At 46.7% G+C, this 25,789-nt stretch carries 29 protein-coding genes; 5 read left to right on the top strand and 24 right to left on the bottom strand.

The window, feature by feature from the left end; all coding sequences use genetic code 11:
* Window positions 1-61: 61 nt before the first annotated feature.
* Window positions 62-2,770, bottom strand: coding sequence for a pyruvate, phosphate dikinase (ppdK, locus tag QMD03_01250; GenBank protein ID MDI6775863.1), 2,709 nt, complete (start codon window positions 2,768-2,770; stop codon window positions 62-64).
* A 465-nt stretch (window positions 2,771-3,235) separates the two neighbouring features.
* Here ppdK and QMD03_01245 point away from each other — a divergent pair, with 465 nt between their 5' ends.
* Together QMD03_01245 and rpsT are read left to right on the top strand one after the other, a co-directional pair.
* Entirely contained in the window at window positions 3,236-3,421 is a 186-nt protein-coding gene (locus tag QMD03_01245) for a CooT family nickel-binding protein (protein ID MDI6775862.1), read from the top strand.
* 128 nt (window positions 3,422-3,549) lie between these two features.
* The gene (gene rpsT / locus QMD03_01240) at window positions 3,550-3,825 is read left to right on the top strand and encodes a 30S ribosomal protein S20 (GenBank protein ID MDI6775861.1); all 276 of its coding nucleotides are present in this window, start codon (window positions 3,550-3,552) and stop codon (window positions 3,823-3,825) included.
* A gap of 32 nt (window positions 3,826-3,857) precedes the next feature.
* Here the strand turns inward: rpsT and QMD03_01235 are convergent, their stop codons facing one another.
* A complete protein-coding gene (locus QMD03_01235) occupies window positions 3,858-4,997 on the bottom strand; it encodes a hypothetical protein (GenBank protein ID MDI6775860.1) in 1,140 nt (379 codons plus the stop codon).
* 312 nt (window positions 4,998-5,309) lie between these two features.
* A complete protein-coding gene (locus tag QMD03_01230; protein ID MDI6775859.1) occupies window positions 5,310-5,747 on the bottom strand; it encodes a helix-turn-helix transcriptional regulator in 438 nt (145 codons plus the stop codon).
* Between the two features lie 231 nt (window positions 5,748-5,978).
* Between QMD03_01230 and QMD03_01225 the strand changes: the two genes are divergently transcribed.
* A complete protein-coding gene (locus tag QMD03_01225; GenBank protein ID MDI6775858.1) occupies window positions 5,979-6,311 on the top strand; it encodes a hypothetical protein in 333 nt (110 codons plus the stop codon).
* A 45-nt stretch (window positions 6,312-6,356) separates the two neighbouring features.
* Complete coding sequence (locus QMD03_01220; GenBank protein MDI6775857.1) at window positions 6,357-6,563, top strand: hypothetical protein; 207 nt, start codon at window positions 6,357-6,359, stop codon at window positions 6,561-6,563.
* 501 nt (window positions 6,564-7,064) lie between these two features.
* Here the strand turns inward: QMD03_01220 and QMD03_01215 are convergent.
* The 12 genes from QMD03_01215 to QMD03_01160 form a co-directional block, all read right to left on the bottom strand.
* Window positions 7,065-7,889: a site-2 protease family protein gene (locus QMD03_01215; GenBank protein ID MDI6775856.1), complete on the bottom strand. Its 825-nt coding sequence runs from the start codon at window positions 7,887-7,889 to the stop codon at window positions 7,065-7,067.
* 189 nt (window positions 7,890-8,078) lie between these two features.
* Window positions 8,079-8,357 carry an HU family DNA-binding protein gene (locus QMD03_01210; protein ID MDI6775855.1) on the bottom strand — a complete coding sequence of 93 codons (279 nt, stop codon included), beginning with the start codon at window positions 8,355-8,357 and terminating at the stop codon, window positions 8,079-8,081.
* A gap of 118 nt (window positions 8,358-8,475) precedes the next feature.
* The gene (locus QMD03_01205; protein ID MDI6775854.1) at window positions 8,476-9,204 is read right to left on the bottom strand and encodes a pseudouridine synthase; all 729 of its coding nucleotides are present in this window, start codon (window positions 9,202-9,204) and stop codon (window positions 8,476-8,478) included.
* Window positions 9,201-10,190 (bottom strand): tryptophan--tRNA ligase, encoded by a 990-nt coding sequence (gene trpS, locus QMD03_01200; protein ID MDI6775853.1) that lies wholly within the window; start codon window positions 10,188-10,190, stop codon window positions 9,201-9,203. The genes QMD03_01205 and trpS overlap by 4 nt, the downstream gene beginning before the upstream one ends.
* A gap of 84 nt (window positions 10,191-10,274) precedes the next feature.
* Window positions 10,275-10,547: an HU family DNA-binding protein gene (locus QMD03_01195; protein MDI6775852.1), complete on the bottom strand. Its 273-nt coding sequence runs from the start codon at window positions 10,545-10,547 to the stop codon at window positions 10,275-10,277.
* A gap of 367 nt (window positions 10,548-10,914) precedes the next feature.
* On the bottom strand, window positions 10,915-12,123 hold the full coding sequence (locus QMD03_01190) for an MltA domain-containing protein (GenBank protein ID MDI6775851.1): 1,209 nt from the start codon (window positions 12,121-12,123) through the stop codon (window positions 10,915-10,917).
* Window positions 12,124-12,220: 97 nt separating this feature from the next.
* Window positions 12,221-12,451: a type II toxin-antitoxin system HicA family toxin gene (locus QMD03_01185; GenBank protein MDI6775850.1), complete on the bottom strand. Its 231-nt coding sequence runs from the start codon at window positions 12,449-12,451 to the stop codon at window positions 12,221-12,223.
* The gene (locus QMD03_01180; GenBank protein MDI6775849.1) at window positions 12,448-12,672 is read right to left on the bottom strand and encodes a type II toxin-antitoxin system HicB family antitoxin; all 225 of its coding nucleotides are present in this window, start codon (window positions 12,670-12,672) and stop codon (window positions 12,448-12,450) included. Before QMD03_01180 ends, QMD03_01185 begins: the two co-directional genes overlap by 4 nt.
* Window positions 12,673-12,731: 59 nt before the next feature.
* On the bottom strand, window positions 12,732-13,112 hold the full coding sequence (locus tag QMD03_01175) for a helix-hairpin-helix domain-containing protein (GenBank protein MDI6775848.1): 381 nt from the start codon (window positions 13,110-13,112) through the stop codon (window positions 12,732-12,734).
* Between the two features lie 186 nt (window positions 13,113-13,298).
* Window positions 13,299-13,763, bottom strand: coding sequence for an N-acetyltransferase (locus QMD03_01170; protein ID MDI6775847.1), 465 nt, complete (start codon window positions 13,761-13,763; stop codon window positions 13,299-13,301).
* A gap of 166 nt (window positions 13,764-13,929) precedes the next feature.
* On the bottom strand, window positions 13,930-15,627 hold the full coding sequence (recN, locus tag QMD03_01165) for a DNA repair protein RecN (GenBank protein MDI6775846.1): 1,698 nt from the start codon (window positions 15,625-15,627) through the stop codon (window positions 13,930-13,932).
* Window positions 15,587-16,510 (bottom strand): NAD(+)/NADH kinase, encoded by a 924-nt coding sequence (locus QMD03_01160; protein MDI6775845.1) that lies wholly within the window; start codon window positions 16,508-16,510, stop codon window positions 15,587-15,589. The genes recN and QMD03_01160 overlap by 41 nt, the downstream gene beginning before the upstream one ends.
* A 366-nt stretch (window positions 16,511-16,876) precedes the next feature.
* Between QMD03_01160 and QMD03_01155 the strand changes: the two genes are divergently transcribed.
* Window positions 16,877-19,225: a CHAT domain-containing protein gene (locus QMD03_01155; protein ID MDI6775844.1), complete on the top strand. Its 2,349-nt coding sequence runs from the start codon at window positions 16,877-16,879 to the stop codon at window positions 19,223-19,225.
* A 13-nt stretch (window positions 19,226-19,238) separates the two neighbouring features.
* Here QMD03_01155 and QMD03_01150 read toward each other — a convergent pair whose 3' ends face one another.
* The 9 genes from QMD03_01150 to argS all read right to left on the bottom strand — a co-directional run bounded on the left by QMD03_01150 (window position 19,239) and on the right by argS (window position 25,781).
* The gene (locus tag QMD03_01150) at window positions 19,239-19,868 is read right to left on the bottom strand and encodes a ribonuclease HII (protein ID MDI6775843.1); all 630 of its coding nucleotides are present in this window, start codon (window positions 19,866-19,868) and stop codon (window positions 19,239-19,241) included.
* Window positions 19,869-19,895: 27 nt separating this feature from the next.
* Window positions 19,896-20,240, bottom strand: a complete 345-nt coding sequence (gene rplS / locus QMD03_01145; GenBank protein ID MDI6775842.1) for a 50S ribosomal protein L19 — start codon at window positions 20,238-20,240, stop codon at window positions 19,896-19,898.
* Entirely contained in the window at window positions 20,237-20,992 is a 756-nt protein-coding gene (gene trmD / locus QMD03_01140) for a tRNA (guanosine(37)-N1)-methyltransferase TrmD (protein ID MDI6775841.1), read from the bottom strand. The genes rplS and trmD overlap by 4 nt, the downstream gene beginning before the upstream one ends.
* 20 nt (window positions 20,993-21,012) lie before the next feature.
* On the bottom strand, window positions 21,013-21,147 hold the full coding sequence (locus QMD03_01135) for a hypothetical protein (protein ID MDI6775840.1): 135 nt from the start codon (window positions 21,145-21,147) through the stop codon (window positions 21,013-21,015).
* Between the two features lie 3 nt (window positions 21,148-21,150).
* Window positions 21,151-21,381, bottom strand: a complete 231-nt coding sequence (locus tag QMD03_01130) for a KH domain-containing protein (protein ID MDI6775839.1) — start codon at window positions 21,379-21,381, stop codon at window positions 21,151-21,153.
* A 121-nt stretch (window positions 21,382-21,502) separates the two neighbouring features.
* Complete coding sequence (gene rpsP / locus QMD03_01125) at window positions 21,503-21,754, bottom strand: 30S ribosomal protein S16 (GenBank protein MDI6775838.1); 252 nt, start codon at window positions 21,752-21,754, stop codon at window positions 21,503-21,505.
* A 215-nt stretch (window positions 21,755-21,969) separates the two neighbouring features.
* Window positions 21,970-23,307, bottom strand: a complete 1,338-nt coding sequence (gene ffh / locus QMD03_01120) for a signal recognition particle protein (protein MDI6775837.1) — start codon at window positions 23,305-23,307, stop codon at window positions 21,970-21,972.
* Between the two features lie 34 nt (window positions 23,308-23,341).
* The gene (locus QMD03_01115) at window positions 23,342-24,058 is read right to left on the bottom strand and encodes an SPOR domain-containing protein (GenBank protein ID MDI6775836.1); all 717 of its coding nucleotides are present in this window, start codon (window positions 24,056-24,058) and stop codon (window positions 23,342-23,344) included.
* Between the two features lie 58 nt (window positions 24,059-24,116).
* Window positions 24,117-25,781, bottom strand: a complete 1,665-nt coding sequence (argS, locus tag QMD03_01110) for an arginine--tRNA ligase (protein ID MDI6775835.1) — start codon at window positions 25,779-25,781, stop codon at window positions 24,117-24,119.
* Between the last annotated feature and the right edge of the window lie 8 nt (window positions 25,782-25,789).

Genomic DNA, 25,789 nt, shown 5'->3' with positions numbered 1-25,789 from the left:
TGCTAAGCATTGCCCCTTTGCCCCTCTGTGCCTCTGCCCCTATTAACCTGAGAGGTTGCGCTTACTTCGTCGTGACACCTCTTTCTTTCAGGGCAGCCTGTGCTGCGGCCAGGCGGGCGATGGGCACGCGGAAGGGTGAGCAACTTACGTAGTTCTGGTTGATGCGGTGGCAGAATTCGATCGAGACCGGGTCGCCACCATGCTCGCCGCAGATACCAACCTCCAGATCAGGTCGGACAGCCCTGCCCCGTTCGACGGCTATTTTCATCAATTCGCCGACACCATCCTGGTCAATGGTTTGAAAGGGGTTCCGGGGTAAGATCCCTCGTGTCACATATTCAAGCAGGAAACGGGACTCTGCATCGTCACGGGAGTAACCGAAGGTCATCTGAGTCAGGTCGTTGGTGCCAAAGGAAAAAAACTGGGCAACACTGGCGATCTCACCGGCGGTGATGGCCGCCCGTGGAATCTCAATCATCGTACCAAATTTGTATCCAATTTCTACCCCCTTCTCTTTCATTACCGCTTTGGCTACACTCTCAAGCTGCGGCTGGATGGCCTTGAGTTCATTCACGTGGCCGGTAAGGGGGATCATCACCTCTGGTTTAACCACCACACCCCGCTTAGCCACGTTACATGCCGCCTCAAAGATAGCCCGCACCTGCATCTTGACAATGCCTGGCATCATAATGCTGAGACGCACACCACGCATTCCCATCATGGGGTTGCTCTCATGCATGCCCTCGATGGCGGTCAGGAGGGATTCGAGTTCGGCCAGTCCCTCGGTTTCGCCTTTGATCCGCTTCTCAATTACCTGTTCTAGCACATCCCGGTGATTGGGCATAAACTCGTGGAGCGGCGGATCAATCAGACGGATGATCACAGGCAGACCGTTCATCGCCTCGAAGAGGCCTGTAAAATCACTGCGCTGGAAGGGGAGCAACTCATTAAGGAACTTTTCACGCTCCTCTTCACTTCCGGCCAGGATCATCCTCTGCACGATGGGTAGCCGTTCCTCCTGGAAGAACATGTGTTCAGTGCGGCACAGGCCGATGCCCTGCGCACCGAAGCTACGCGCTCGTGCTGCATCTTCGGGATAGTCGGCGTTGGCCCAGACCTGCAGGCGACGGACTTCATCAGCCCAAGAGAGCATGGTGAGCAAGCTGGTTTGTTCCTCCAATTTGGGGGCGATGGTGGGAATCTGGCCGACGAAAGCTTCGCCCGTGCCGCCATCAACAGAAATCCAGTCCCCTTCTTTGACTACCGTGCCGTTTGCAGTAAGCTCCCGTTTTTCCAGGTCAATGACCACATCGCTTGCCCCGACCACACAGGGTACGCCAAATTGCCGGGCCACTACAGCCGCATGGCTCGTCGCACCCCCTTCACTGGTGAGAATCCCTTTGGCGGCGAGCATGCCATGCACATCGTCCGGCTTGGTGAAGGGACGTACCATGATCACATTTTTGCCGGACTTGCCCCACTTCTCGGCTAGATCGGCATCGAAGGCTATCACCCCCACTGCAGCGCCAGGAGAGGCGTTAACGCCCGTGGCCAACAGATTCCCTTCCCCTGATGCCACTTTCTTAGCCTTAGGATCAAACTGGGGATGGAGCAGGGTATCAACATGGGCCGGGCTGACACGCATCAAGGCATGTTCCCTGGTGATAAGTCCTTCATTTACCATATCCACGGCGATTTTGATGGCAGCCCTGGCCGTGCGTTTGCCGTCACGAGTTTGCAGCACCCATAGCTTTTTCTGCTCGATGGTAAACTCCATATCCTGCATGTCGCGGTAGTGTTTTTCCAGCTTGCGGCAGATGTCCACAAATTGAGTGTAGGCCTCGGGAAAGTCTTCCGCCATTTCGTCAATCTTTTTGGTGTTGCGGATACCGGCCACCACATCCTCACCCTGGGCGTTGATGAGGTAATCGCCAAAGAGCACCTTCTCGCCTGTGGAAGGGTCGCGGGTAAAGGCCACGCCAGTACCGGAGGTATCGCCCATATTGCCAAAGACCATGGTCACAATGTTGACCGCCGTGCCCAGGTCATGGGGGATGCCGGCGGCGTTACGATAGTCTATTGCCCTCCGGCCGTTCCAGCTTTTGAAAACGGCCTCCGTGGCCAGCTTAATCTGCTCAATCGGATCTTGTGGGAAATCTTGTCCGGTCCTGGACTTGAAGATTTTCTTGAATTCCCCTGTCACAGCCCTCCAGTGGCTGGCCTCAAGGTCGGCGTCACTTTTCACACCTGCTTCTCTGCGTGTCTCTGCGATCACCTCCTCAAATGGTTCATCGTCAATACCCATTACCACAGAGCCGAACATCTGGATGAGGCGCCGATAGGAATCGTAGGCAAAGCGTTCATCACCTGTCAGTACGGCCAAACCTTTTGCCACCTCGTCATTAAGACCGATGTTCAGAACGGTGTCCATCATGCCGGGCATCGAGAATTTAGCGCCGGAGCGGCAGGATACCAGCAGCGGCTTGGCAGGATTACCAAACTTTTTGCCGGTTTGCGCCTCCAGCCTTTTGAGCGTCTCCTGTTCCTGTTGCCACAGATCACCGGGAAACTGTCCGCCGGCAGCCTGGTAGGCATTACACGCCTCTGTAGTCACAATAAAACCGGGCGGTACGGGCAAACCAATACGCGTCATCTCAGCCAGGTTAGCGCCCTTACCTCCCAACAGGGCACGCACACCGTCCCACTTGCCGCCAACATACCTTTCAACCTCTGCAACTTCATCAAAAAAATATATCCATTTGTTTTTCACTTTCGCGGTCTTACCTCCTTTGTAAGCATTCAGCTATCAGCGAACAGCCGTCAGCAAAGTAAGAAAAAACAACACGCTATTTCCAAAGTGTTACGTTGACATAGTATAGAGGTGTTTTATCTAACCATTTGTCTTTACTGGAAGCTGACAGCGGAAAGCCGAGCACCTACCTCCCTTTTGAGTTAGCAGCGAGTATATGGGGAACAGGATGGGGTGTCAAGGGGTAAAAGAAAAAGATCAGTACAGTTGTAAATCTTTTTGTTGCATTCAACGGGATATTTTGGATATACTAAATCAAAACCTTTGAAAAACTGAAAATTGGCTTCGTGAAGGGCGAATCAAAGATTTTTTCGGGCACCATGCCATCGCAGCGAAACTAAATGATGCATGGTCGAAAAAAGATTTTGAGCACTTTCGAAGACAATTTTCAAAGTTCTCAATCAGATAAAAGAGGGGGGGGAATTTATGTGTCAGGCCAATGCATACATCGAGCGTGGTGGAGTTGAAGAAGTGGTCATGGAGAATGTGGATATTCTCGAACCTGAAGGGGGAAAGCTTTTCCTCCGTTCTATCTTTGGTGAACAGAAGATACTGCCCCTGCGGATCAAGCGTATTTCCCTGGTTAACTGCAAGATCATCCTGGAGGAATAGAGCTTACCACGCGGAAGGTTTTAACGGTGCGAGACAAAAGCCATTTTAGGCTTGACACATCTGTCCAAAATTCATATAAATAAACAATTACATCGTCAGACTAAAAACTAATGGAGGAGGATGCTTTTTTGGCTACCCATAGATCTGCAGAAAAGAGAAGCAGGCAGAATGAAAAGCGCCGTTTGAGAAATAGTGCGATAAAATCCCGCGTCAAGACAGGGATTAAGTCAGTACTCAAGGCTGTTGAAGGAAAGGACAGGGAGGGTTCAAAGACCGCCCTGGTCCATGTCATACCACTTATAGATAAGGCAACGGCTAAAGATGTGCTTCATAAAAAGACAGCATCGCGTAAAATATCAAGATTATCCAGAAAGGTAAATGCCCTTTCCGAAAACTTGCGATAAAAACAGAGACTTTACCCCCATCTTTGCTTTTTTTAGCGGGGGATCTCAAGGCCGGCCTGAGAGCAGTAAGAGAAAAATTGTTCCTTGTACCATTTAACCGCTAAGTAATATTTATACCAATTAGTATCAGAAAAGTTAGCAGCTAATATGACCCCCTCTACCTTCCTCTGGTTGAATTTCTCCTTTTCAAAATTTGCAAAGGCTTCCCTCAGCCATTCATTCTCGTCGTAGGTGCATGCAGGATCTTTCCTTTCAAAGAGTCCCTGAGCAATGATTGTTTTTTGCCAATTTTCAACCCTTTCCCAGTCTGTCTTCTCTGTGAGGAGGGTATCAAACAGGATAGCAAATTTTTGCCTCTCGCCTATAGCCTCTTGCCTATAGCCTTCATCCCGATATTGAGGATGCCTCTGCAGGTAATTTTCCAGATGCCCCTTTATTTTTTGAAAAGCCTCCCTGTATCTTACTCTGTTATCAATTTCCCCTGACGATTTGTACGCAGTGGAGAATTGATCACTGTAGTCGTACTCATAAGACCATCTTAAGAAAGGCAGGTCCGGGTATTCCATCGCCTGCCCGTGGCCGTAAGCGGGCATGGCCGAATCAAACAATTTGTCAAATTCATTCCCTGTGAACCATTTAAAGGCCTTTGTGAACTTATCCGACCAGTTCCACGGAATTTTTGACAGTGTCTTACATTCCTTGATATCATTTACTTTGCTCAAAATGCCGGAAAAACCCTGATGTGAGAAGGTGTCTGCATAGGCGTGCAACACTATTCCCAACTTAATTAGTTCGTCCTGCTCAAGCCCTTCCCTCAATATATCTGTAATAACTGGCGACTCTTCATCACAGCGGAGTTTTTTGGCAAAGTTTGGCCCCTTGCAACCGGGCACGAAGTGAAAGGCGCAGGTGTTGTTTATCATTGCCTCATAGTTGAATGTCTTCATGCGAGTGTAGGAATGGCAGGTGGCCATATTGAAAAAGGTCGGCTGATTATCAATATTATCCAGTTGGATAAGGCCCCTCCCCGGATTTCCGGCAATGACAATATGATTTATCCTGGCATCGTCTACAAACTGTGATGCGTATGCTACCTTATGGGCACTCTCCTTTTTAAAGCCACATACACGACAGAAAGCTAAGAGAGCATAATAATGGGCATCTATTTTCATTTCATTTCCCTTAGCAACGAGCAAGAGCAATGGACGATGGGCTATAGGTTATTGTCCCTTGCCCCTCTTCTTCCTTTGCTAATCTTGAGACCTTTGCAAAATTGAAAATTGGCTTCAGAAAGGGCGAATTCGCAGAATCAGTGTAGCTAATCAAAGATCGGGGAGGGGGGCTCTGCCATCGCAGCGAAGCGCCCGCCAGGGCAACTGTTTGAAGGCGAAGCCTGAGTTTTGCCCTAACAGCGAAACTAAATGATGCATAATCGTCAAAAGATTTTGAAGCCCTGATGAAGGCAATTTTCAAAGCTCTCAATCTTATCTTCCGTTCGGCTCCCCATAGTCTTCCTTATTCTCGGCCGCTTTGAGGTATTCCTCCCCTTCTTTGAGAACCTTCCGATGTTTATTCAAGATATTAATAATCTCGATAAAGAGGGGAATGTCTTCCTCATTAATATCCCTTAATGCCCTTAAGAATATCTGTTTTTTCTTATTTTTCGCAACTTCCTTCAAATCCGCGGATAGCAGTGCCAGAAATCCAGTTGTTTCTTCTTCTAAAAAGAAATAACTCAGGGGAATGGCCAAGGCATCACTAATCCTCTTCAGCACCCCGATTGAGGGAAGCTGTTTACCCCTTTCTATCTTCCCGATGTAAGTATAATCAACCTTGTCGCTTATCTTTGATGCAAGCTCTCTCTGAGTAAGCCCCCTTTCTTTTCTTACCTTTTTTAGTCTCTTGCCGATCTCGGTCCTCAATTTTGAAACTCCTTAATAATGTGTAATTATCACTCAATTTTAGAGGATAGTCAATAGATAACCGGATAGATTTCCTCTAATCCCTGCTCCCTAATCCCTAACGCAGTCCCGTAGGTTTGTCGAGTGAGCTAATTTTCTCTGAGACCAGACCAGTAAATATGACAAATAATCATTTTTATATTGACAAACAAGAATATATGTCATATTTCATAGCTGTAAGTGGTGTGATAGATGGAAAAGATAGAGATTCTGGCAAAACTGAATAAGTTAAATAGCTTCTCGGCTCTATCCACTGACGAGCTAAAACTGTATATCCTCCTCTTAATATCTGCCCGAGAATTAAACAGGAAAGAACAGATTGATCTGGAAATTATCAGAAGAGTCTTTGGAGAGTTTTTTACCATCGAACAGTTAAAGAAAATGGGAGTTAGCCTGAAAAGATATGGACTGGCCAGCTTATCCTTTTCCTGTCTGGAGAAGGATAAGAACCACCGTACATCAGACAGTAACGGTTGGAGTACCAAGTTATTCTTCGAATTGTATGATGATAGTTTTGGAGTATAACCCCGGAATTCACATAGTTCGTTGCTGTGAAGGGAGGAGAAAGGTATGGGGACGAGAGTATTAACGGAGACCTGGACAAATGATTTGCAGGAACAAGAGGTATTAATATTATCATTAAAGGAGGAGATCGTCTATCTGAAAAAAAAGACGGCAGGATTACGGCAGGAACTTGAGTACTGCAAAGAAGTCCTGGCAAAGAATGGTATTGGGTACTGTTCTTCTCCTCCTACACCTCCTGAAAACCAATGCTGAACCTTTTTAGCTGAAGTCCTCTTTCTTCACAGATTTGTCTCAACGCTTGAATCTTTTCGGAAGTAATTTTGCGGAAAGATATGATTATCTGGGAGGGGTAGTGGTTTTCAAGAAGGACAGGAAGGTTTTGGAGATTCCACCTATTATCAATGCGTGGAAGACCATTTGAAGGCGAAGCCTGAGTTTTGCCCTGGCAGCGAAACTAAATGATGCATAATCGTCAAAAGATTTTGAGCCCTTGTGAAGTCAATTTTCAAAGGTCTCTCAACCATGAATAGGTTTAGTAACATATTTAGTCAGTTGTTACAATTATTTCCTTTGAGGTACCGCCGGTACCGTATGTTCAAGAACAGTTGAAACTCAGTTTCACTTAATTCGGACAGCACCTTACGATGTAGGGTGGTGAATTGAGGTTGATGGAATGTGTTCGCCTGCGGGTCAAGGATATTGACTTTGCTGTTCGGCAGATCACCGTCCTGGTTTCCAGCAGAAGTTTCCCCTCTATCGGAAAGGTACGGGGGTAAATGTTATGACAAATAAGACTAAGGTGATCCAGCCGATGATCTTCCTTCTTTTATCGAGGGGAATCCATTCATAAATAACCGGCGGATGATCAAGTCCCATGAAAAACAGAATTACCGCCCACACAAGCCAGCCACTCCAGCCGGTCATCCCGAGGACAAGGAGAAGAACGAGAATCGCCCTGGCTAAAAGCCTCTGTCTGGAACCGAGTATCGCATAGGCCACATGTCCCCCGTCAAGTTGACCGACGGGGAGAAGATTCATGCAGGTTACCAGCAAGCCGATCCAGCCGGAAAAAGCGATGGGATGAAGGATGAGATTTGTATCTTCCGGCATGACACCACGAGCAAGCCAGTTAAGAAGGGAAAAAAAGACAGAGGCGCCCAGATTGATTCCTCCCTCTCTTGTTCCCGGAACTATTTCTGAAAGGATAAGCCCGACAAACAGAACCGGCACAGCGACTATCATCCCGGCCAGGGGACCCGCCGCACCTACATCAAGGAGAGTTCTCCTGTCCATGATGGGGGATCTCATTTTGATAAATGCCCCGAAGGTTCCAATAAACGACGGTGCCGGTATGAAATAGGGAAGGGTTGCATCTATATGATGTCTCTTAGACATGAAATAGTGACCGAATTCGTGTGCCCCCAGGATCATCATCAGGGTAAAGGAAAACGGTATCCCCTTCCACAGAGACAGGGGATTTTCGAAAGGGTTGATTCCCCGCTGGAGCGCACCGGCAATAAGGGTAGTAAGAAGTGTGATAAAAAAGAGAATGAGATTAACCGAAGGTAGTTTGCGCATCTTACTTTTATGGAAGAAAGATATATTGTGGTACCTCAGGAGCTATACCAAAACATGGGCAAGTTAAGGAGGAGAAGTGGTGGTAAGAAAAGATTGGTCAACGATATCTTTGTTTTATACTTAGAAACCAGCCGGGGAAACATCTGCCTGTCTCAAAATTGCCTTCAGAGTTTCCCGGTAAGAGAACATTTAGCTTTTATTGACCCTCTTTCTAAGTTCTTTGCCTGCCTTGAAGAACGGTAGTTTCTTGGAAGACACGGGGATACTTTTCCCCGTTTTGGGATTTCTACCTGTGTAAGCATCATAATTTCTCACTACAAAGCTCCCAAAGTCCCTGATTTCTATCCTGCCGCCCTTTTTTAGCTCTTCGGTAAAACCATCAAAGACTAATTTGATTATCTCGCTCGCCTTCTTCTCTGTCAGGCCTTCCTTTCTACTCAAAGCTTCAATGACTCCGGATTTATTCATAAACTCATAAACCCTCCTTACGATAACCGAACATACCAAACAGAACTGTTTTTATTGTGGCAGACTATTATTTATTTTCACAATGAAAGTCAAGATAATTTTTATCGTACACCGGTCATTAAGAAAGCAGCTTCTGAACCTCCCTCTTAGTTAACGACCTGTATGCTCCTGCCTTCAGATCGCCAAGATAAACGTCTGATATGGCTACCCGGATAAGTCTCACAACCGGATGACCGAGGGAAGCAAAACCCCTTCTGATCATCCTGCTTCTCCCCTCGGTAATGGTCAAATTAACCCAGCAACTCTTCCTGTTTATCTTTTCAACATGAAAAGCCTCCGGTTTGAACTTCCCGTCCTCTAATTTTAGACCCCTTTCAATAGACCTGACCTCGGCGCTGGTCAACTTTCCTCTGATCTTTACCCTGTAAATTTTGGGAATCCCGAACCGGGGGTGCAAAAGCCTCTGGGCAAAATCTCCGTCATTGGTCATCAATAAGAGTCCTTCCGACGCATAATCAAGTCTCCCTACGGGGAACACTCTTTCCGACACATCGGACAGCAGCTCTGTGACAATCGGCCTCCCCTGAGGATCATGAAGTGTCGTCACGTAACCCCTCGGTTTATTCAATATCAGGTAAATCTTTGCTACTTCAGATGATACTAAGTTTCCATCCACCCGGATCTCATCTTTTTCGACATCCGCCTTAGTTCCCAACTGCCTGACGACAACGTCATTAACACTGACCCTGCCCTCCCTGATCATTTTTTCGGCGGCCCGTCGTGAGGCAACACCGGCACGGGTAATGATTTTCTGAAGACGCTCCTCCATAACCATGACCCATATCAAATCTTCACCGCTTCCCTGACTTCTGCCATTGTCATACGGGCTATCTTTGTTGCTCTGCTATTTCCGTCTTCAATGATTTCTCTGACTTCCTCGATATGGAGCCGGTAATAGTCCTGGCGATCATGAATCGGTTGCATACCTTCCAATATCCGGGCTGCGAGCCGCTCTTTACAGTCTGTACAACCGATGCCTGCTCTTTTGCATGCAACCGCAATTTCAGCGACGTCATCTGATGGTGAATAAATCTGGTGGAAGGTAAAGACATTACAGAGGTGAGGCCTTCCCGAATCGTTTCTCTTTATGCGCTGGGGATCCGTGAACATGGCCGCTACTTTCTTTTTCAGGACATCTCCCCGATCACTGATATAAATCGAGTTTTCATAGGATTTACTCATTTTTCTCCCGTCAATCCCGAGAAGTTTAGGCACATCTGTTAACAGGGCCTCTGGAAGGGGGAAAATTTCTCTGTACAGAAAATTGAATCGCTTGGCGATCTCACGGGTGAGTTCCACATGGGGAAGCTGATCCACACCTACAGGGACACCGTAAGCTTTGTACATGATAATGTCCGCTGCCTGGAGAACCGGATAACCTAAAAAACCAAAGGTTCCGAGGTCTTTATCGGCCATTTCTGCCTTCATTTCTTTATACGTCGGATTTCTCTCCAGCCAGCCGAGCGGGGTTATCATGGAAAGGAAAACGTAGAGTTCTGCGTGTTCCTTGATGCTGGACTGGATAAACAAAGTACTTTTCGCGGGATCTAATCCTGTACTGAGCCAGTCTATGACCATATCGTCGGTATTTTCTCTGAGCTTATCTGTGTTACTATATTCACTGGTCAGCGCATGCCAGTCGGCTACAAAATAATAGCAGTCATAATCGCCTTTGTTTTGCAAAGCAAGCCAGTTTTCCAGCGCCCCATGAAGATTTCCCAGATGGAGCTTTCCCGTTGGGCGCATCCCACTCAATATACGTTTTTTCCCCAAGAGATACCCTCCTCATAAAAAAACTAAGGCCCCCATATCCTGGAAAACAGGAGGCCTTAGTTGCATCATGTTCCTTATGACTTTTTACTTTACTTTCTCGGCTAATCCCTTACCGGCCCTAAACTTCACCACTTTTTTGGCAGGTATCTTGATAGCCTTGCCGGTTTGAGGATTCCTTCCTTCTCTTGCCTTCCTCTTAACAACGGAAAACGTACCGAACCCCACCAGCCCCAGTTTTCCATTCTTTTTAAGTTCCCTGGTTACCGTGTCCACATACGACTGTAATACCTTTGCCGCTGCTGCTTTTGTAATGCTTGCTTCTCCTGCCATAGTTGCAATCAATTCTGCTTTCGTCATCCTTTAACATCCCCCTTTCCTTAGTTATTTTGGTGCAAAATTGAAATAACCACCTGGGAATGGTTCAACCCTTAACCGGGCACATACCTGGCTAATGAGCTCGCACAACCCCACCATTTCCAGGAACTCATTCCCCTGAAACAATAATCAGAAGATATTTCCCGCTTTTTGCTATTGAACACTTCTTAATGGCCGTAAACTTAACTGCTTCATTAAATTAGCTTAATGTGCTGCCAAACAGTAAAAAGAAAGAAAAGGAATTACCCCGCAAATAAAGGATTCATGGGATGCCTAACACAAAAAAAGGCGAGAAGCAAGAAAAAAGTTACATTTTTTTTAATTTTTTTTAATAAACATAGACAAGTCATCATTTCTTCTTTACCAGAAAATACAATTCACCCTTTTCCTTCAGGCTCCCCGCCAGCATTTCAGCCCCGTCACCGGTTCCGCAATACAGGTCTATCCGCCCCGGCCCTTTTATCATCCCACCGGCATCCTGAAGGAGGACAAAGCGAGAAAAAGGCATCCATCCGCCGACATTTCCGTTGTTTAATACCGGTTTTCGCGCCCTGATAAAGGCGAGGGCTCCTCTTGGAAACATCTCGGGATCGGCGGCAATTGTTCTGCCGGAAGTGATGGGGAACCCGAGTGATCCGAGGGGACCGTTTTCCACGATGCGGAAAAATACATAACTCTCATTGTGATGGAGATTATCTGAGAGTTCCTCAGGGCGCTCCCTCAAGTATCTCTTGACTGACTGGTAAGAAATTTCCCCCTTTGAGATTTTCCCTTCACTCAGTAAGAATCCTCCCACACCACGGAAAGGGTGGCCATTCGATTGGGCATAGCCAACCTGAATAAACCTGCCGTCCGGCAGTCTTATCTTACCGGAACCCTGCGTATGGAGGGAAAAAAGGTCAACGGGATCATCAACCCAGACAATCTCCAGGTTTCTGTCTTTTAGAGCACCTGCTCCATCAATCTCTGCACGGGTATAATGAGGGATTACCTCCCCATTGTGCAATCTACCGACAATACGCTCATTCCCGAACTTTTTCCTGAATTTACCGAGGTTGACCACCACAGTATCATCAGGAGTTTTGTAAATTGGGTACCTGTACCTCTCAGTTCTTTCGAGGGAGCCTTCCAGGACCGGCTCGTAATAACCGGTAAAGATGACAGTTCCCTTCTGATCAAAACCAGTGGCCCGGTAAACATCAAACGTCTCCCTGATCTTTTTCCTCTTGAGTTCGTTAGCATCCGGGCTTCGTATGATATCCCGAAATGCGAGAAGGGATTCCTTTAATTCCCGGGCGGTGTACCGCTTATCCCCGTAACGATAAAGAGAGGTCGTTGCTCTGTCGTAATATTGCAGGCTCCTCTCAATGGCCAGTTCAAGGGATGCCTGGTCAAGATCATCGTCAAAAGAGGGGAGGCGATCTTCAGGAATCAACTCCAGCGGGGATAGTGGGACCGGTGGTCTGGGTACCGGTTTCTCAATCTTTACCGCACATCCCGCCCCCAGGAGTAGAATTGATATGAAGAAAAGAGGGATAAGGACTAAAGCCTTTTTCATTTCCATATCTGAAGCTAACGTTCCCGGGCTTTGCGAAGTGCGAAGCATTTGGAGACAGCAGTCTTTTAGCCCGTGTTATCTGCTGTTGCGGCCGGAATCATTTTGAGAGTTCTTTAAATCTCTCTACTGTCAAATCAGCATCCCTGAGAATGCTTGTCAAGACTTTCGGGTGGAGAATCTTTCCTGAATGATAAGGTATTGTTGCCCTCCTGCCTTCTTTATTCTTGTATATCTTGTGGCTCCCACTCTGCCGTGAAAAGGAAAAACCTGCTCGTTCTAACACCCTGATTATATCAGCAGCAGTTACCCTCAGTAGTTTTTCACTCATAATGCTACTTCCATCATGGTGAGACTTACTGATTCTGCCTGAGGAATTTCTTCATTGCTTTCAATTCTGTCTTCTATGTGAAGGCGGATAGCGTCTTTGATATTCCCCAAAACCTCTTCATAAGTGTCACCTTGTGTGTAGCAACCCTGAAGTTCGGGACAGAGAGCAAAATAACCATCACTGTCCCTCTCAATAACAACTGAGAATTTATATATACTCATTTTCCCCTCCCATTTAAACCAACATTTATCAAACTTTCTTGACTCTACCCTATATTCAACTAATGGGATTCTACTACGGTCACAAGATCCTTTAAACAGCCATAAACCTTATCCCCCACACCTCTTACAAGTCTTAACTGCTCTAAGCTCTTATAATCTCCAATGGCTTCTCTATAAGCTACAATTGCCCTTGCCGTCTTTATTCCTATACCGGGGAGAGCTACCAATTGTTCCTCAGTTGCTTTATTGATGTCAATCTTCTTGAGGTTTGAACCAGCCCTCTCTTTGTAAAGCTGACATTCCGTCTCGAGATCACCAGCATCTACCCAACTTGCTGACTGCTGCCATATAATGATCAGACTAAAAAGTATAAAGATAATCTTTGTGAATAGGATTTCTGATCTTGATGGTCTTTCTTCACTCTTTAACACAATCTTCACACCCTCTTCCTAAAATAGGTGCTTTTAATTATTTCTCCCTATCCGCAATTGCATATAACTCATTCACAGACGACACTGACGTGTTTTCTTGAAATATGGAAGTATAGACAATAGTGTCGTCTATACCACTAATAGTAATCTGTAATAAAAAGTCAACGGAAAAAATTAGAAGAAGTCGCCATAGTATTAAAGTTCCCTGATCATGGCTACTTCATCACAGTAGTCCGGGTATTTGGAACATCTGAAGCAGTCTGACCAGATCTTTTCGGAAAGGGTTGAACGGTCAACTTCCTTAAAACCTAACCGCGCAAAAAATTCCTTCTTGTTGGTCAAGGTAAACACCCTGAACAGTTCAAGGGTAATCGCCTCGGAGGTACATGCCTCCACGAGCCTTCTGCCGATACCCCTGTTCCTGTATTCTTTATCCACGTAAAGAGACCGGACTTCCGCCAGGTTTTCCCAGAAGATACTCATGGCACAGATGCCGACGATATGAACCGGCTCCCCACCCTCATCAAGATACACAAAAAAATCTCTCAAGTTGCTATAGATATCCATCAGGGAACGGGGGAGTATCTCCCCTTTTCCTGAAGAAACATTGATCATCCCGTGGATGGTCTTCACATCACCAATCAAAGCTTTTCTCAACATTTTCCCTTCCCTATAAAACATCAGTCATACGTCATACGTCATACGTCTTACGTCATACGTCATACGTCATACGTCTTTTGACTTTTGACTTTTGACTTTTGACTTATGACTTATGACTTATGACTTACGACTTACGACTTATGACTTATGACTTATGACTTACGACTTATGACTTATGATTTCCTTTTCGAACTGTGAGAAGCATCTCACGGGCATGTTCCCGTGTCTTCTCTGTCAGCTCCACACCACCGAGCATCCTGGTAATCTCTTCCAGACGTTCCTCGGGAGAGAGAACCCTCACACAGGTGTTCGTCCTTTCCCCGGAGACAATCTTCGTAACACGGTAATGTCTGTTCCCGAAACAGGCGATCTGCGGGAGATGAGTGATGCATAATACCTGGTGATACCCTGACACATCCCTGAGCTTCTCGCCGATAATTTCCGCTGTTGCCCCGCCGATGCCACTATCTACCTCGTCAAAGATGATCGTCCCCACAGAACCTGTCCGGGCAAGTACCTTTTTCATTGCCAGGATAATTCTGGAAAGCTCCCCGCCGGAAGCGGTACGATTCAACGGTTTTAATGCCTCTCCTACGTTTGTGGAAAGAAAAAACTCAACCTCATCAATTCCTTTACGGCCAAAAAGAGGTTCACCCCCATTGTGAGACAGCTCTTTAAACACCACCTCAAATCTCGCATCTGCCATTCCCAACGTACGGATATCACCCTCCATCGTCTCTTTCAACCCAGCGGCCACTTTTCTCCTCTTTTGCGAAAGATTGCCGGCCATCTCCATCGTCTGAGACCTCAGCAGTTTCATTGCTTTTGAGGCCTGTTCAATCTCCTCGTCAACAGATGAGATGCCTTGCAGTTCTCCCTCCATCTCTGTTTTCTTCTGCAAGACATGTTCGAGTGTAGGGCCGTATTTACGCTTGAGCCGTCCTATCATCGTGAGACGTTCCTCAATCGTCTCAAGCCTTCCCACATCGAAGGCTAAATTTTTAGTGTAATCCCTGATGGTGAGAGCGACATCCTCAAGTTGATAAAACAGCGCCTCGAGATCCTCCTCAGATACGTGCAATCCTGTATCAATCTTCTTGATCTCCCGGATATTGGTAATCGCATCGCGAAGCTCTTCCAATACGGAACCTTTCTTCCCATAAAGGGTATCATAAGCCTTTCCCGCATAATCCATTAGTTTCTGCACATTTTCCAGTACCCTTTTCTCTTCGAGAAGGGATGCATCTTCCCCGGCCTTTAATGCGGCGCCCTCGATCTCCTGTAACTGAAATCTAAGTAAGTCTTCCCTTTCTCCTCTCTTCTGACGGACAGATTCGAGTTCCCTGCTCCTTGCATTTAGAGACTGGTACTGATCGTAAACAACTGTATATTCAGACCTGAGGGTGAGGAGCCCGCCAAATTCATCGAGGATATCAATGTGGTTTTCCGCATTCAGCATAACCTGATGTTCATGCTGGCTGCATATATTTAAGAGGGACTCACTAACAGACGAAAGTAGACCAAGGGGGACGAGGTTTCCATTAAGATACACCTTGTTCTTTCCTGACCGGGACACAACCCTCCTGATAACAAGGTCATCCCCCTGATAAAACCCCATCTGTTTTAACCTTTCTTTTAATGCCCCCATCCTGCCAATATCAAAAAGAGCCTCCACCACCGCCGTATCCTCAGAAGACCTTATCATGTCACCAGATGCCTTCTCACCCAGCAGGAGGCTTACAGCCCCGATGATAATTGACTTGCCTGCCCCCGTTTCACCGGAAATCACACTGAGGCCATCGCTAAAAGATACCTTCATTTCATCAATGATGGCAAAATTCTTTATGTTCAGCTCGGTCAACATCGCAGCCCTTATTGGCTCCCGTGGATAATCCTCCCCACCCCAACTTTGTGCGCAGAATCTCTAAATAATTCCTGTGGGGAGAAGAGATAAGGGTGGTCACATATTGCGATTTCCTGATGGTTATGGTGTCACCGGATTTCAAGGTAAATGAAACCTGTCCGTCGAGGGTTAATTGCGCCCCCTGCTCTTTTGTCCATAAAATCACCTTTACAACGGAACTTTCAGAAAGGATGATCGGACGGTTCGTCAGCGTATGCGGGCATATTGGATTGAGGACGATCAAATCCTGTTCGGGGAATACGATGGGACCTCCGGCAGAAAGAGAGTAAGCAGTTGAACCCGTCGGGGTGGCGATGATGAGGCCATCGGCCTTAAAGGTGGTGAGATACCGATCATCAACAGCCGTTTCCAGCTCGACAATTCTCGAAAGGTTCCCCCGATTGATGACCACGTCATTGAGAACGGTATGCCCCCTGAGCAGTTCTCCCTCTCTGTTTACCGTCGCATCGAGCATCATCCTCTTTTCTGTCTGGTATTCCCCCTGGAGGATCATTTTCAGGGCGCTGTACATTTCGTTTAAATTAACCTCTGTGAGATAACCAAACCCCCCCAGGTTGATACCGACGAGAGGAATATCGTATTCCACCACAGACCTCGCCGTTCTCAAAATCGTGCCATCACCCCCCAGGACAACAAGAAGATTTACCTGTGAAGCCAGTTCCCTCACCTCCAGACCTTTACCCTCGCCGAACTTCCCGGCAATCTCCTCTTCAAGAAAAACCTCTAACCCCTGGTCCAGGAGCCAGTCTCTCAAGCGAATGGTATATTCGGGGGATCTTTCTTTGGCAATATTGGCAATGATACCGATCTTTTTTATCTGCATGTAAGCCCTACAAGTCGTACGCATAAAGCTGATCAGGAACCATGGGTCAGGGACCAGGATTAAGGGGTATGAATAAGGGCTGTTTTAGCCAGTTTGTTCATTTCTGACCCCTGACTCCTGATATCTGACCCGCGGTTTATTTTACTACCATAAAAAAATACGTATGTCCATGAGCAATTGGACCATCAGTATCAGACGGAAAGCTCAATACTGATATCTGACCTCCGGCCCATTCACATTGGACTTGAAAAAGTTTTAAATCTGTGGTAACTACTAAAGCGTTTCGTAAATAACCGTAGGCGCAGGCTAAAGCCTGCGGCTACAAATACTTGAGGACAATACAAATTTAACGCGTAGGGAGTTTTTATGAAAAAAAGAATATTTATTTTCCTGATTGCCCTCTCTGTGATGATACCTTTCAGGCTTGCCCTTTGCCAGTCAAAAACAGAAGCAGTCAATGAGGCATTCAAACTCTATCAGCAGGGACAGGATGCGTCACAATATGGAATGTACGAGGAAGCCCTCTCCTATTTTAAAAAATCACTGAAAATAAACCGAAAACTGAATATCCTGCGGGGTGTTTCTGCCAATTTGAATGAAATCGGTATGGCTTACGACTCCCTTGGCCAGTATGATAAAGCGCTCTCTCACTACGAAGAGGCGCTCAAGATAGACAGGAAACTCAATATCCCCCAGGATATAGCTACAGGGCTGAACAACATCGCCGTAGTTTGCGAATCCCTTGGTCAATACGAGAGGGCGCTAAAACACCACGAAGAAGCACTGAAGATAAGAAGGCAACTTGATACCCCCCGGGATATAGAGAGGGCAGTAAAACACGACGAAGAAGTAGTGATAAGAAGCCCCCGGGATGATATGGCCCAAAACCTCAATAACATAGCTCTTGTTCATGTCTACCTTGGCCAGTATGATAAAGCGCTCTCTCACTACGAAGAGGCGCTCAAGATAGACAGGAAACTCAATTTTCCTTCCGAGATAGCGATGGACCTGGATAACATCGGTAGTGTTTACAATGTCCTCGGCCAGTACGATAAGGCGCTCTCCTATTACGAAGAGGCGCTCAAGATAAGGGAACAAGGTGAATCAATAGCTATAAGCCTGGATAATATCGTTTTCTTTTACCTTGCCCAGAAGAAATACAGAGAGGTGGAGGAAAGATTCCTTGACAAGGAAAATAATGGTTATAAAGGGATAAGAAGCTCCTCTCTTCCCGAGTTCTACCTTGCCACGGGAAGATACGGTGAAGCGCTCAAACTCCTCAAAGGAATAATACCTGAAGAGAAGATGAATGCCGCCTCCCGCATGCAGTTCCATATACGGTATGGTCTCGCCCTGAGAGGCAACGGGATGCTTGAAGAGGCATCGTCAGAGCTTCTCAAGGCAGTCTCCATTGCCGAGCAGATAAGGGAGAAGGTAAGGTTAAAAAGAGGCTTCGGGGAGGCAGGCTATACCGGTGGGTGTATCCGTGGATACAGAGCTCTGGTGGCAACCCTTTCCGAAAGGGCAATGCAGGGTGAAAAGACCGACAAGAGATTCTCTTCTTACGGTAAAGACCTGGCATCAAGTGCCTTTTATTTCGCCGAGGCTACAAAGGCAAGGACATTTCTTGAGGCGATGGCAAACTCTGGAAATTATTCGAGGAAAGAACTTCCCCTTAAGATAAGAAAAAAAGAAAGAGATATCTTGCATCAACTTTTTGCCATAGAAGACCAGTGGGAAGAAACATATGAAAAAAATGAAGAGGCATTTAAGAGAATGGTTAAGAGAAAAGAGAGCCTCAGAAAAAAGTTAGACTCCCTTGTCTCCATGTTAAGAAAGGAATACCCCATGTATGCAGCTCTCAATTATTCACAACCTATCCCGCCGGAAAGGCTCCCCTTAAAGGATAATGAGGTTCTACTGGAGTATGCTCTTGGTAACAATACAGGTTATCTCTTTAAGGTAAACAAGGGTGGGATTGAGAGGGTCATCAAAATTCCTCAAGGAAAAGAGGAACTAAAAGGGCAGGTCTTAGAGTTTGTCCTCCCCTTACATGATTTTAATACAAAAGAGAACTTTTCAATGACTTCAGGCAACAAGCTCTATAAACTGCTATTGGATGAGGCATTAAAGGATATACCTCCGGATAAAGATATTATCATTGTCCCTGATGGCATCCTCGGTCTACTTCCCTTTGAGGCGCTTGTGGTAACACCTGAAAAGGACGTAAAAGATGCGGTATTTGTGGGAGATAGGTGGAAGATAAGCTACTATCAATCTGCCATGGTACTGGCACTGAACAGAACCCTCCTCAAACCGTCAAAGGCAGAGAAACCATTTCTTGTTCTCTCGCAGATTGGTAATACGAGAAAAGATGATAGGATCCCTGCCTTAACTGAGGTACTTGGTATGAAGCTTGATGCAGATACTGTTGTTTTATCTGCATGTGTAAACGGAGAGGGGAAGAGAATGGAAGGTGAAGGAGTGGTAAACGTCTCCCGTGCCTTCCATTACGCAGGGGCAAGGAGTGTGGTTGTAAGTCTCTGGAAGGTGGCGCCAAAAGAAACCATAGCATATATGGAGAGTTTCTCTCGTTATCTCCAGGAGGGAAAGACCAGGATAGAAGCATTAATTCTTACCAGAAGAATGATAAAATCCAAATATCCAAACCCATTCTACTGGGCACCTTTCATCCTGCATGGAGAAAGGTATTGAGCTTCTCAAAATATCAGGAAAACAGGGGGTAAGTCATTTGAGGGGCCCTGATACCCTTAACGTTGAAAGACCTTCTGTGAATCTTGCAACAGCCGTATTTCCTTATTGCCTCCCGATGTTCCCACGTACCATACCCTTTGTTGTGCAGAAAATTATACTGAGGAAATTGACGATGATAGATCTCCATAATCCTATCTCTCGACACCTTGGCGATGATGGATGCAGAGGCCACAGAGATACTTCGGCAGTCACCTCTGACAATGGTCTCCTGTGGTATAGAAACAGCGATGCGATTCCTGCCATCAATAAGGAGATAATCTACAGGAGGGGCAAGCTCCAGCACAGCCTCCTTCATCGCCATCAGTGTGGCCCTGAGGATATTTACCGCATCAATGATATATGCTTCAACAACACCAAGACCAATAGAGAGGGCATCACGTTCGATAGTTTCGTACAACCTTTCTCTCTTTTGAGGCGAAAGCTGTTTCGAATCGTTGATCTCCGGATTTTCATAATCTGGTGGAAGGATCACGGCTGCCGCGACCACCGGACCTGCGAGGGGACCCCTGCCTGCCTCATCAATACCAGCGATAAACCTGTAACCTTTCTGATGGGCACGTTGTTCAAAATCGTTCATCATCACATATTGATGATTTTTCCCGCAAACTTTTCATGACGACAATTCCCTAATTCTCGCTTTCTTACCCCTTAGATTTCTCAGGTAGTATAACCGGGAACGCCTCACCCTGCCTTTTGTCACCACCTCGATCCTGTCTATTACCGGTGAATGGAGAGGAAATGTTCTTTCCACACCGACACCATAGGATACTTTTCTTACCGTAAAACTGGCCCGGCTCTCACCACGCCTTTTGCGGATGACAACACCTTCAAAAAGCTGAATCCTCTCCTTCTGCCCTTCAGCAATCCTCACATAAACCCTTACGGTATCACCTGCTTTAAAATCGGGAATGTCTCCCCTCATCTGTTCTTTTTCAAGCATCTCGATAGGATTCATCCTACGAACTCCTCCTTTAAACTCCCGACTTTGATATCTTTTAATATCTTTATATCTTCCTCTGAAAGCTTTGCCTTCTCCAGCAGGTCAGGCCGCCGCAAAAGAGTCCTCCTGAGTGATTCCCTGCACCGCCATGTCTGGATCTCCCGGTGATTTCCAGAGAGCAACACCTCGGGAACCTTCCAGCCTCGATACTCAGAAGGACGCGTATAATGGGGATATTCTAAAAGTCCCGTGGAAAAAGAATCGAACGAAGCCGATTCACGATTCCCCAGGACATCTGGAATCAGGCGGGATGTGGCATCAATCACAACCATAGCCGATAATTCACCTCCCGTCAGGACATAATCGCCGATGGAAATCTCCCTGTCAACCAGATAGGCCACGACCCTCTCGTCCACACCTTCGTAATGACCGCAGATGAGCACAATTTGAGAATAACCTGACAGTTCCTCTGCCACTCTCTGGTTGAATGTTTCGCCCTGTGGTGCCAGGAGGATAACGAGAGACTGCTCTCTTTTCGGAACTATACATGCCAGAGCTCTGTCAATAGGCTCCACCTTCATTACCATCCCACCGCCGCCACCATAGGGGGCATCATCAGTCATCCTGTGCTTATCCCCGGCATAGCTTCGGATATTATGAAGACGAATGTCTATCAATCCCTTTTCCCTGGCCCTCTTCAAGAGGCTGCAATTAAAAGGAGAGGCAAACATCTCAGGAAAAATAGTAAGGATATCAAACTGTATCATCGTCTTCTTCTACAACCCCTCTAATAATTTTTGCCGCTCTTACCACCTACCTTAATCGTTTGAAGCGCCTCCTCCATGTCAAGATAAGAGGCCACCTTCACACGGCCTTTAAGGCCATGGGATTTGACAATCTTGCCTATTTCAAGGAGTTCCATCGGCTATTCAATGATCTCTAAAACAGCCCTTTTACGTATCTTCGTCGAAGCTGCACTCAAGATGGTCCTCATGGCTTTTGCGGTCCTTCCCTGTTTGCCGATAACCTTACCCAGGTCTTCCTTCGCTACTCTCAGTTCAATCACCGAAGTCTGCTCACCAATCACCTCGGAAACATCAACCATATCAGGATTATCCACCAACGCTTGAGCAATGTACTTGATCAACTCTTTCATCGTCACAACCTCCACTTTTCAGATAAGCTAATTTTCCTCATAGATAGCGCATTTAACCGTAAAAACCTTTAACACTCACGACCAGAGCACTTTTCCTGCAGGTTACACTAAAATTACCTCCTCATGCCCCAACACTGATTCCTTTCTTTTTCAGCAATTGTGACACTGTCAAAGTCGGCTGGGCTCCTCTAAGAAGCCAGTCGGTGATACGATCCTCTTTCAGCACAATCGCTGCCGGATCTTTTTTGGGATCATAACTTCCCAGGATCTCTAAAAATCTACCATCTCTCGGGGAACTGGACTCAGCCGCCACAACTCTGTAAAAAGGCCTTCCTTTTCCCCCTCTCCGTGTTAATCTTATTTTAACTGCCATCCTCTTTCTTGATCACCTCCTTTAAAGAAATATAAGCGCTCAGCCATCAGCCATCAGCTTTTGGATGAAATCGGAAATTTTGCGGTAGCCTTGTAGACCGCCAAAGTTAACTGATGAGCCTTCTCCCACACTTTCAGTTCTCTGAAGTTCTTCAACCCACATCCCTCGTTCTTTCCGAGGCTGACAGCTGGTTGCTTACCATATTTTTTCTCTTTTCAAAAGGGGAAATTACCCCTCATCAATGACCTTCTCATTCCTCCTTTTTTTGTCATCCTCTTCATGATTTTTCTCATTTCCGCAAAATTTTTTAACAGCCGGTTGACATCCTGAACCGTTGTCCCACTTCCTATGGCAATTCTCTTCCTCCGCCTGCCATCTATAATCTGATAATTCAGGCGTTCCTTTTTCGTCATCGAATCAATGATCGCCGTGATCTTGATCAGTTCACCCTTATCCGGGGTCACATTCCTGAGTGCCTTAACATTGCCCAATCCAGGGATCATGCCGATAATATCCTGAAGAGGACCCATCTTTCTGATCTGGGTCAACTGATCCCGGAAATCATCGAGGGTAAATTCATTCTTCCGGATCTTCTTTTCCAGTTCCCGTGCTGCCTTTTCATCAACTGTAGCCTGTGCCTTCTCGACGAGGGTCAGGACATCACCCATACCGAGAATCCTTGAGGCCATACGCTCCGGGTGAAAAATATCGAGGGCTTCGATCTTTTCACCCACACCGATAAACTTGATCGGTTTTCCGATCACCGCCTTCAGTGACAGGGCCGCACCACCACGGGCATCACCATCCATCTTGGTCATGATCACACCATCTATACCGAGAAGCTCATTGAATTTTCCCGCCATGTTCACAGCATCCTGGCCGGTCATGGCATCCAATACAAGAAGAATCTCCGATGGATTGATCACATCTTTGACCTTTTTCAATTCTTCCATCATCTCCGTGTTGATGTGCAGCCTGCCCGCTGTATCAATGATGGCTACCTCGTAACCCATTCTTCTCGCCTCGGCGATGGCCTGTACACAAATCATGACCGGATCTTGCAAATCCTTTGCATCAAAGATCCCCGCACCGATCTTCTCACCAAGAATCCACAGTTGCCTGACGGCCGCCGGCCTGTATACATCAGCGGGAACAAGATAAACCCTTTTACCCTGCTTTATCAGATAGTGGGCAAGCTTGACTGCCGTTGTTGTTTTACCACATCCCTGGAGACCAACCAGCATGATTGGCGTCGGAAACCGGTTACCGAACCTTATCTGGCCGCTTACTCCACCCAGCAGCTCAACAAGCCTGTCATGGACGATCTTCACCACCTGCTGACCGGGTGTAATACTAGCAAAGACCTCCCTGCCTACCGCCCTTGTCCTGACATCCTCGATGAATTCCTTGACTACTTTAAAATTGACATCCGCCTCAAGAAGGGCCATCCGGATCTCCTTCAGGGCAGAGGCAATGTTTTCTTCATTGAGAGAACCTCTCCCTTTCAGTTTCTTAAAAATGCCTTCTAATCTTTCTGTGAGACTCTCAAACATACATCACTCACTTTGCAATACCTTCCTTTCGTCCTTACCACCCCTGTACCTCCCCCGACCCCTCTGGGCCGTTCGTAGAACGGATCACACAACTCAACCCGGCGATCTTCTTAGACACAACACCCACTACTTTTTGGGCTTCCTGGCGGGTCTCAAAGCCCCCGAGGATGACGCGAAACCATCTTCCCCTTCCAGGCAATTCTGTTGTTACGATCCCGGGGTTGTATCCAAGGACCTTCAATCTTTTACACAACCTGTCGGCCTTCTCTTTTTCTCTATAAGATACCACCTGGACCAGGTATTTTTCCTTGACAGGGGGTGTCTTTTCTCTGCTATGTTCAGTAACCGCCGGTAGGGGCGGCCTTTTATCTTTCCTTTGTTCAGCCTGGGGAATTGCAGGTTTTTTTTCCTTGCTCCCTTCCAGAATGACTCCTCTTCGTTCGTCCCATTTCCTGGTCAGGGTATCGTAGAAGGTAAGGTCGAAATCCTCTTCCGCAGTGGAGCCACCCATTCTTTCCCTCACCGCCGCTACTGTCTCTGTTTTATCCGGCTTGTAAGAAAAACCCAACCTTTTTTTGACCATATCAGGAATACCCCAGGATAGCTTCTCCGGATAGGTATCAATATTTTTCCCCACCATCACGCCAAATACATATACAAAAAACAGTAAAAGAGATATCCCGAAGATGAACAGGATAAATCCCCGCTTACCTAACTTGAATTCAAATGTTCTCGTGTTCCTGGGCGCCATAGGCACTTTCCTTAGTCGCCAGTTTACAATTGTAAGTTAATAACTGATCGCTTTACCCCTACATCTTCTCCGGAGCTGAAACACCTAATAATTTTAATGCATTCCTCAATACGGTACGGACGGATTTTACCAGAAACAGCCTTGCTCTGCTGAGCCCCTCATCATCAGAGAGCACCCTGTTTTTGTTATAGTAACTGTGAAAAATAGCGGCGAGGTCGTTCAGGTAAAATGTCAGACGATGGGGCTCAATGGCCAACGCCGCGCCCTCCACCACCTCAGGAAAACGGGTAACAGTTTTGATTAACTCCACCTCCTCGGGAAGTTTCAGGAGATGCAAATCCGCATCACCATAACCGGGAATTTTATCACCCTGTTCGCTGGCCCGCTTCAAAATGCTGCAAATCCGCGCATGGGCGTACTGCACATAGTATACGGGATTCTCATTGGATTGTTTCTTCGCTACCTCCAGATCAAAATCAAGGTGGCTGTCCGACCGCCTCATAAGAAAGTTGTACCGTGCCGCATCCCTTCCTACCTCATCCACCACTTCCTTCAGGGTCACAAATTCCCCGGCCCGCGTGGACATGGCCACAGGCTTACCATCCCGCATTAGATTTACCAATTGCACCAGAACAATCCTCAGAGAATCTTTTTCTCTGCCCAGGGCCTGAATACCTGCATACATCCGTGGGATATAGCCATGGTGATCCGCTCCCCAGACATCAATAACCGTATCGAAGCCCCGGATATACTTGTTTTGATGGTAGGCAATGTCGGCGGCAAAATAAGTCGGTTCACCATTTCTCCTAATGACAACCCGATCTTTCTCATCCCCGAAATCGGTTGTCCTAAACCAAAAAGTTTCCCCATTCTGATAGATAAATCCTTTTTTCTCAAGCTCCGCAAGCAATTTTGCAACCCCGTTATCTTTGTAAAGCTCTCTCTCGCTGAGGTAACTGTCGAAAACCACCCCAAAGGCCTGCAAGTCCTCTTTGATCTCTCCCATGATCACATTGGCGGCATAGTCGGTGAAGAGACGGATGACCTCCTTCCGATCCATGGCAAGATGAGCATCCCCGTCCCTTTTCAGAATCTCTACGGCAATATGCCCAATGTAGTCCCCCTGGTAGCAGCTTTCGGAAAATTCAATTTCCTCCCCCAACAACTTCAGATAACGAAACATAACGGACCTTCCCAGGTTATTCATCTGGCTGCCCGCATCATTGATGTAGTACTCCCGGGAAACAGAAAACTCTGACATCGTGAGGAGATTGGCAATGACATCACCCACCGCCGCCCCCCTCGCATGACCGATATGGAGCGGCCCCGTCGGGTTGGCGCTGACAAATTCCACAAGGACCTTTCTGCTGTTCCCCCAAATGGAATGGCCGTAACAATCTCCTAACTTATCCACGGCTTCAAGCATTGCTACCCATGCCTCTTCCCTGATGAAAAAGTTTAAAAACCCGGGACCGGCAATCTCTATTTTTTCGAGGATCCCGTCAGGATCATGGATATGACGGCAAAGGATTTCGGCAACCTTACGGGAATTCTCCCTGGTACGGGATGCCAGTACCATTGCCACATTAGATGCATAATCACCGTGGGCAATATCTTTAGTAACATCCACTTCTATAGAGGGAAGCGCCCCTCCCGGGAGTAAACCCCTATCGGCACAGTCCTTCACGGCATTTTCCAGTAATACCGTTAGTCTGTTCTTCATGGAATTTG

The organism is Syntrophales bacterium, from assembly GCA_030018935.1.
Taxonomy (GTDB): domain Bacteria; phylum Desulfobacterota; class Syntrophia; order Syntrophales; family CG2-30-49-12; genus CG2-30-49-12.
This window is presented reverse-complemented; position numbering and strand designations above follow the sequence as displayed.

Coding starts and splice junctions, on each gene's coding strand:
- QMD03_01245 (MDI6775862.1), top strand. CDS start 3,236: ATGTGTCAGGCCAATGCATACATCGAGCGTGGTGGAGTTGAAGAAGTG.
- QMD03_01235 (MDI6775860.1), bottom strand. CDS start 4,997: ATGAAAATAGATGCCCATTATTATGCTCTCTTAGCTTTCTGTCGTGTA.
- QMD03_01225 (MDI6775858.1), top strand. CDS start 5,979: ATGGAAAAGATAGAGATTCTGGCAAAACTGAATAAGTTAAATAGCTTC.
- QMD03_01220 (MDI6775857.1), top strand. CDS start 6,357: ATGGGGACGAGAGTATTAACGGAGACCTGGACAAATGATTTGCAGGAA.
- QMD03_01215 (MDI6775856.1), bottom strand. CDS start 7,889: ATGCGCAAACTACCTTCGGTTAATCTCATTCTCTTTTTTATCACACTT.
- QMD03_01210 (MDI6775855.1), bottom strand. CDS start 8,357: ATGAATAAATCCGGAGTCATTGAAGCTTTGAGTAGAAAGGAAGGCCTG.
- QMD03_01195 (MDI6775852.1), bottom strand. CDS start 10,547: ATGACGAAAGCAGAATTGATTGCAACTATGGCAGGAGAAGCAAGCATT.
- QMD03_01190 (MDI6775851.1), bottom strand. CDS start 12,123: ATGAAAAAGGCTTTAGTCCTTATCCCTCTTTTCTTCATATCAATTCTA.
- QMD03_01185 (MDI6775850.1), bottom strand. CDS start 12,451: ATGAGTGAAAAACTACTGAGGGTAACTGCTGCTGATATAATCAGGGTG.
- QMD03_01180 (MDI6775849.1), bottom strand. CDS start 12,672: ATGAGTATATATAAATTCTCAGTTGTTATTGAGAGGGACAGTGATGGT.
- QMD03_01170 (MDI6775847.1), bottom strand. CDS start 13,763: ATGTTGAGAAAAGCTTTGATTGGTGATGTGAAGACCATCCACGGGATG.
- recN (MDI6775846.1), bottom strand. CDS start 15,627: ATGTTGACCGAGCTGAACATAAAGAATTTTGCCATCATTGATGAAATG.
- QMD03_01160 (MDI6775845.1), bottom strand. CDS start 16,510: ATGCAGATAAAAAAGATCGGTATCATTGCCAATATTGCCAAAGAAAGA.
- QMD03_01155 (MDI6775844.1), top strand. CDS start 16,877: ATGAAAAAAAGAATATTTATTTTCCTGATTGCCCTCTCTGTGATGATA.
- rplS (MDI6775842.1), bottom strand. CDS start 20,240: ATGAATCCTATCGAGATGCTTGAAAAAGAACAGATGAGGGGAGACATT.
- trmD (MDI6775841.1), bottom strand. CDS start 20,992: ATGATACAGTTTGATATCCTTACTATTTTTCCTGAGATGTTTGCCTCT.
- QMD03_01135 (MDI6775840.1), bottom strand. CDS start 21,147: ATGGAACTCCTTGAAATAGGCAAGATTGTCAAATCCCATGGCCTTAAA.
- QMD03_01130 (MDI6775839.1), bottom strand. CDS start 21,381: ATGAAAGAGTTGATCAAGTACATTGCTCAAGCGTTGGTGGATAATCCT.
- rpsP (MDI6775838.1), bottom strand. CDS start 21,754: ATGGCAGTTAAAATAAGATTAACACGGAGAGGGGGAAAAGGAAGGCCT.
- ffh (MDI6775837.1), bottom strand. CDS start 23,307: ATGTTTGAGAGTCTCACAGAAAGATTAGAAGGCATTTTTAAGAAACTG.
- QMD03_01115 (MDI6775836.1), bottom strand. CDS start 24,058: ATGGCGCCCAGGAACACGAGAACATTTGAATTCAAGTTAGGTAAGCGG.
- argS (MDI6775835.1), bottom strand. CDS start 25,781: ATGAAGAACAGACTAACGGTATTACTGGAAAATGCCGTGAAGGACTGT.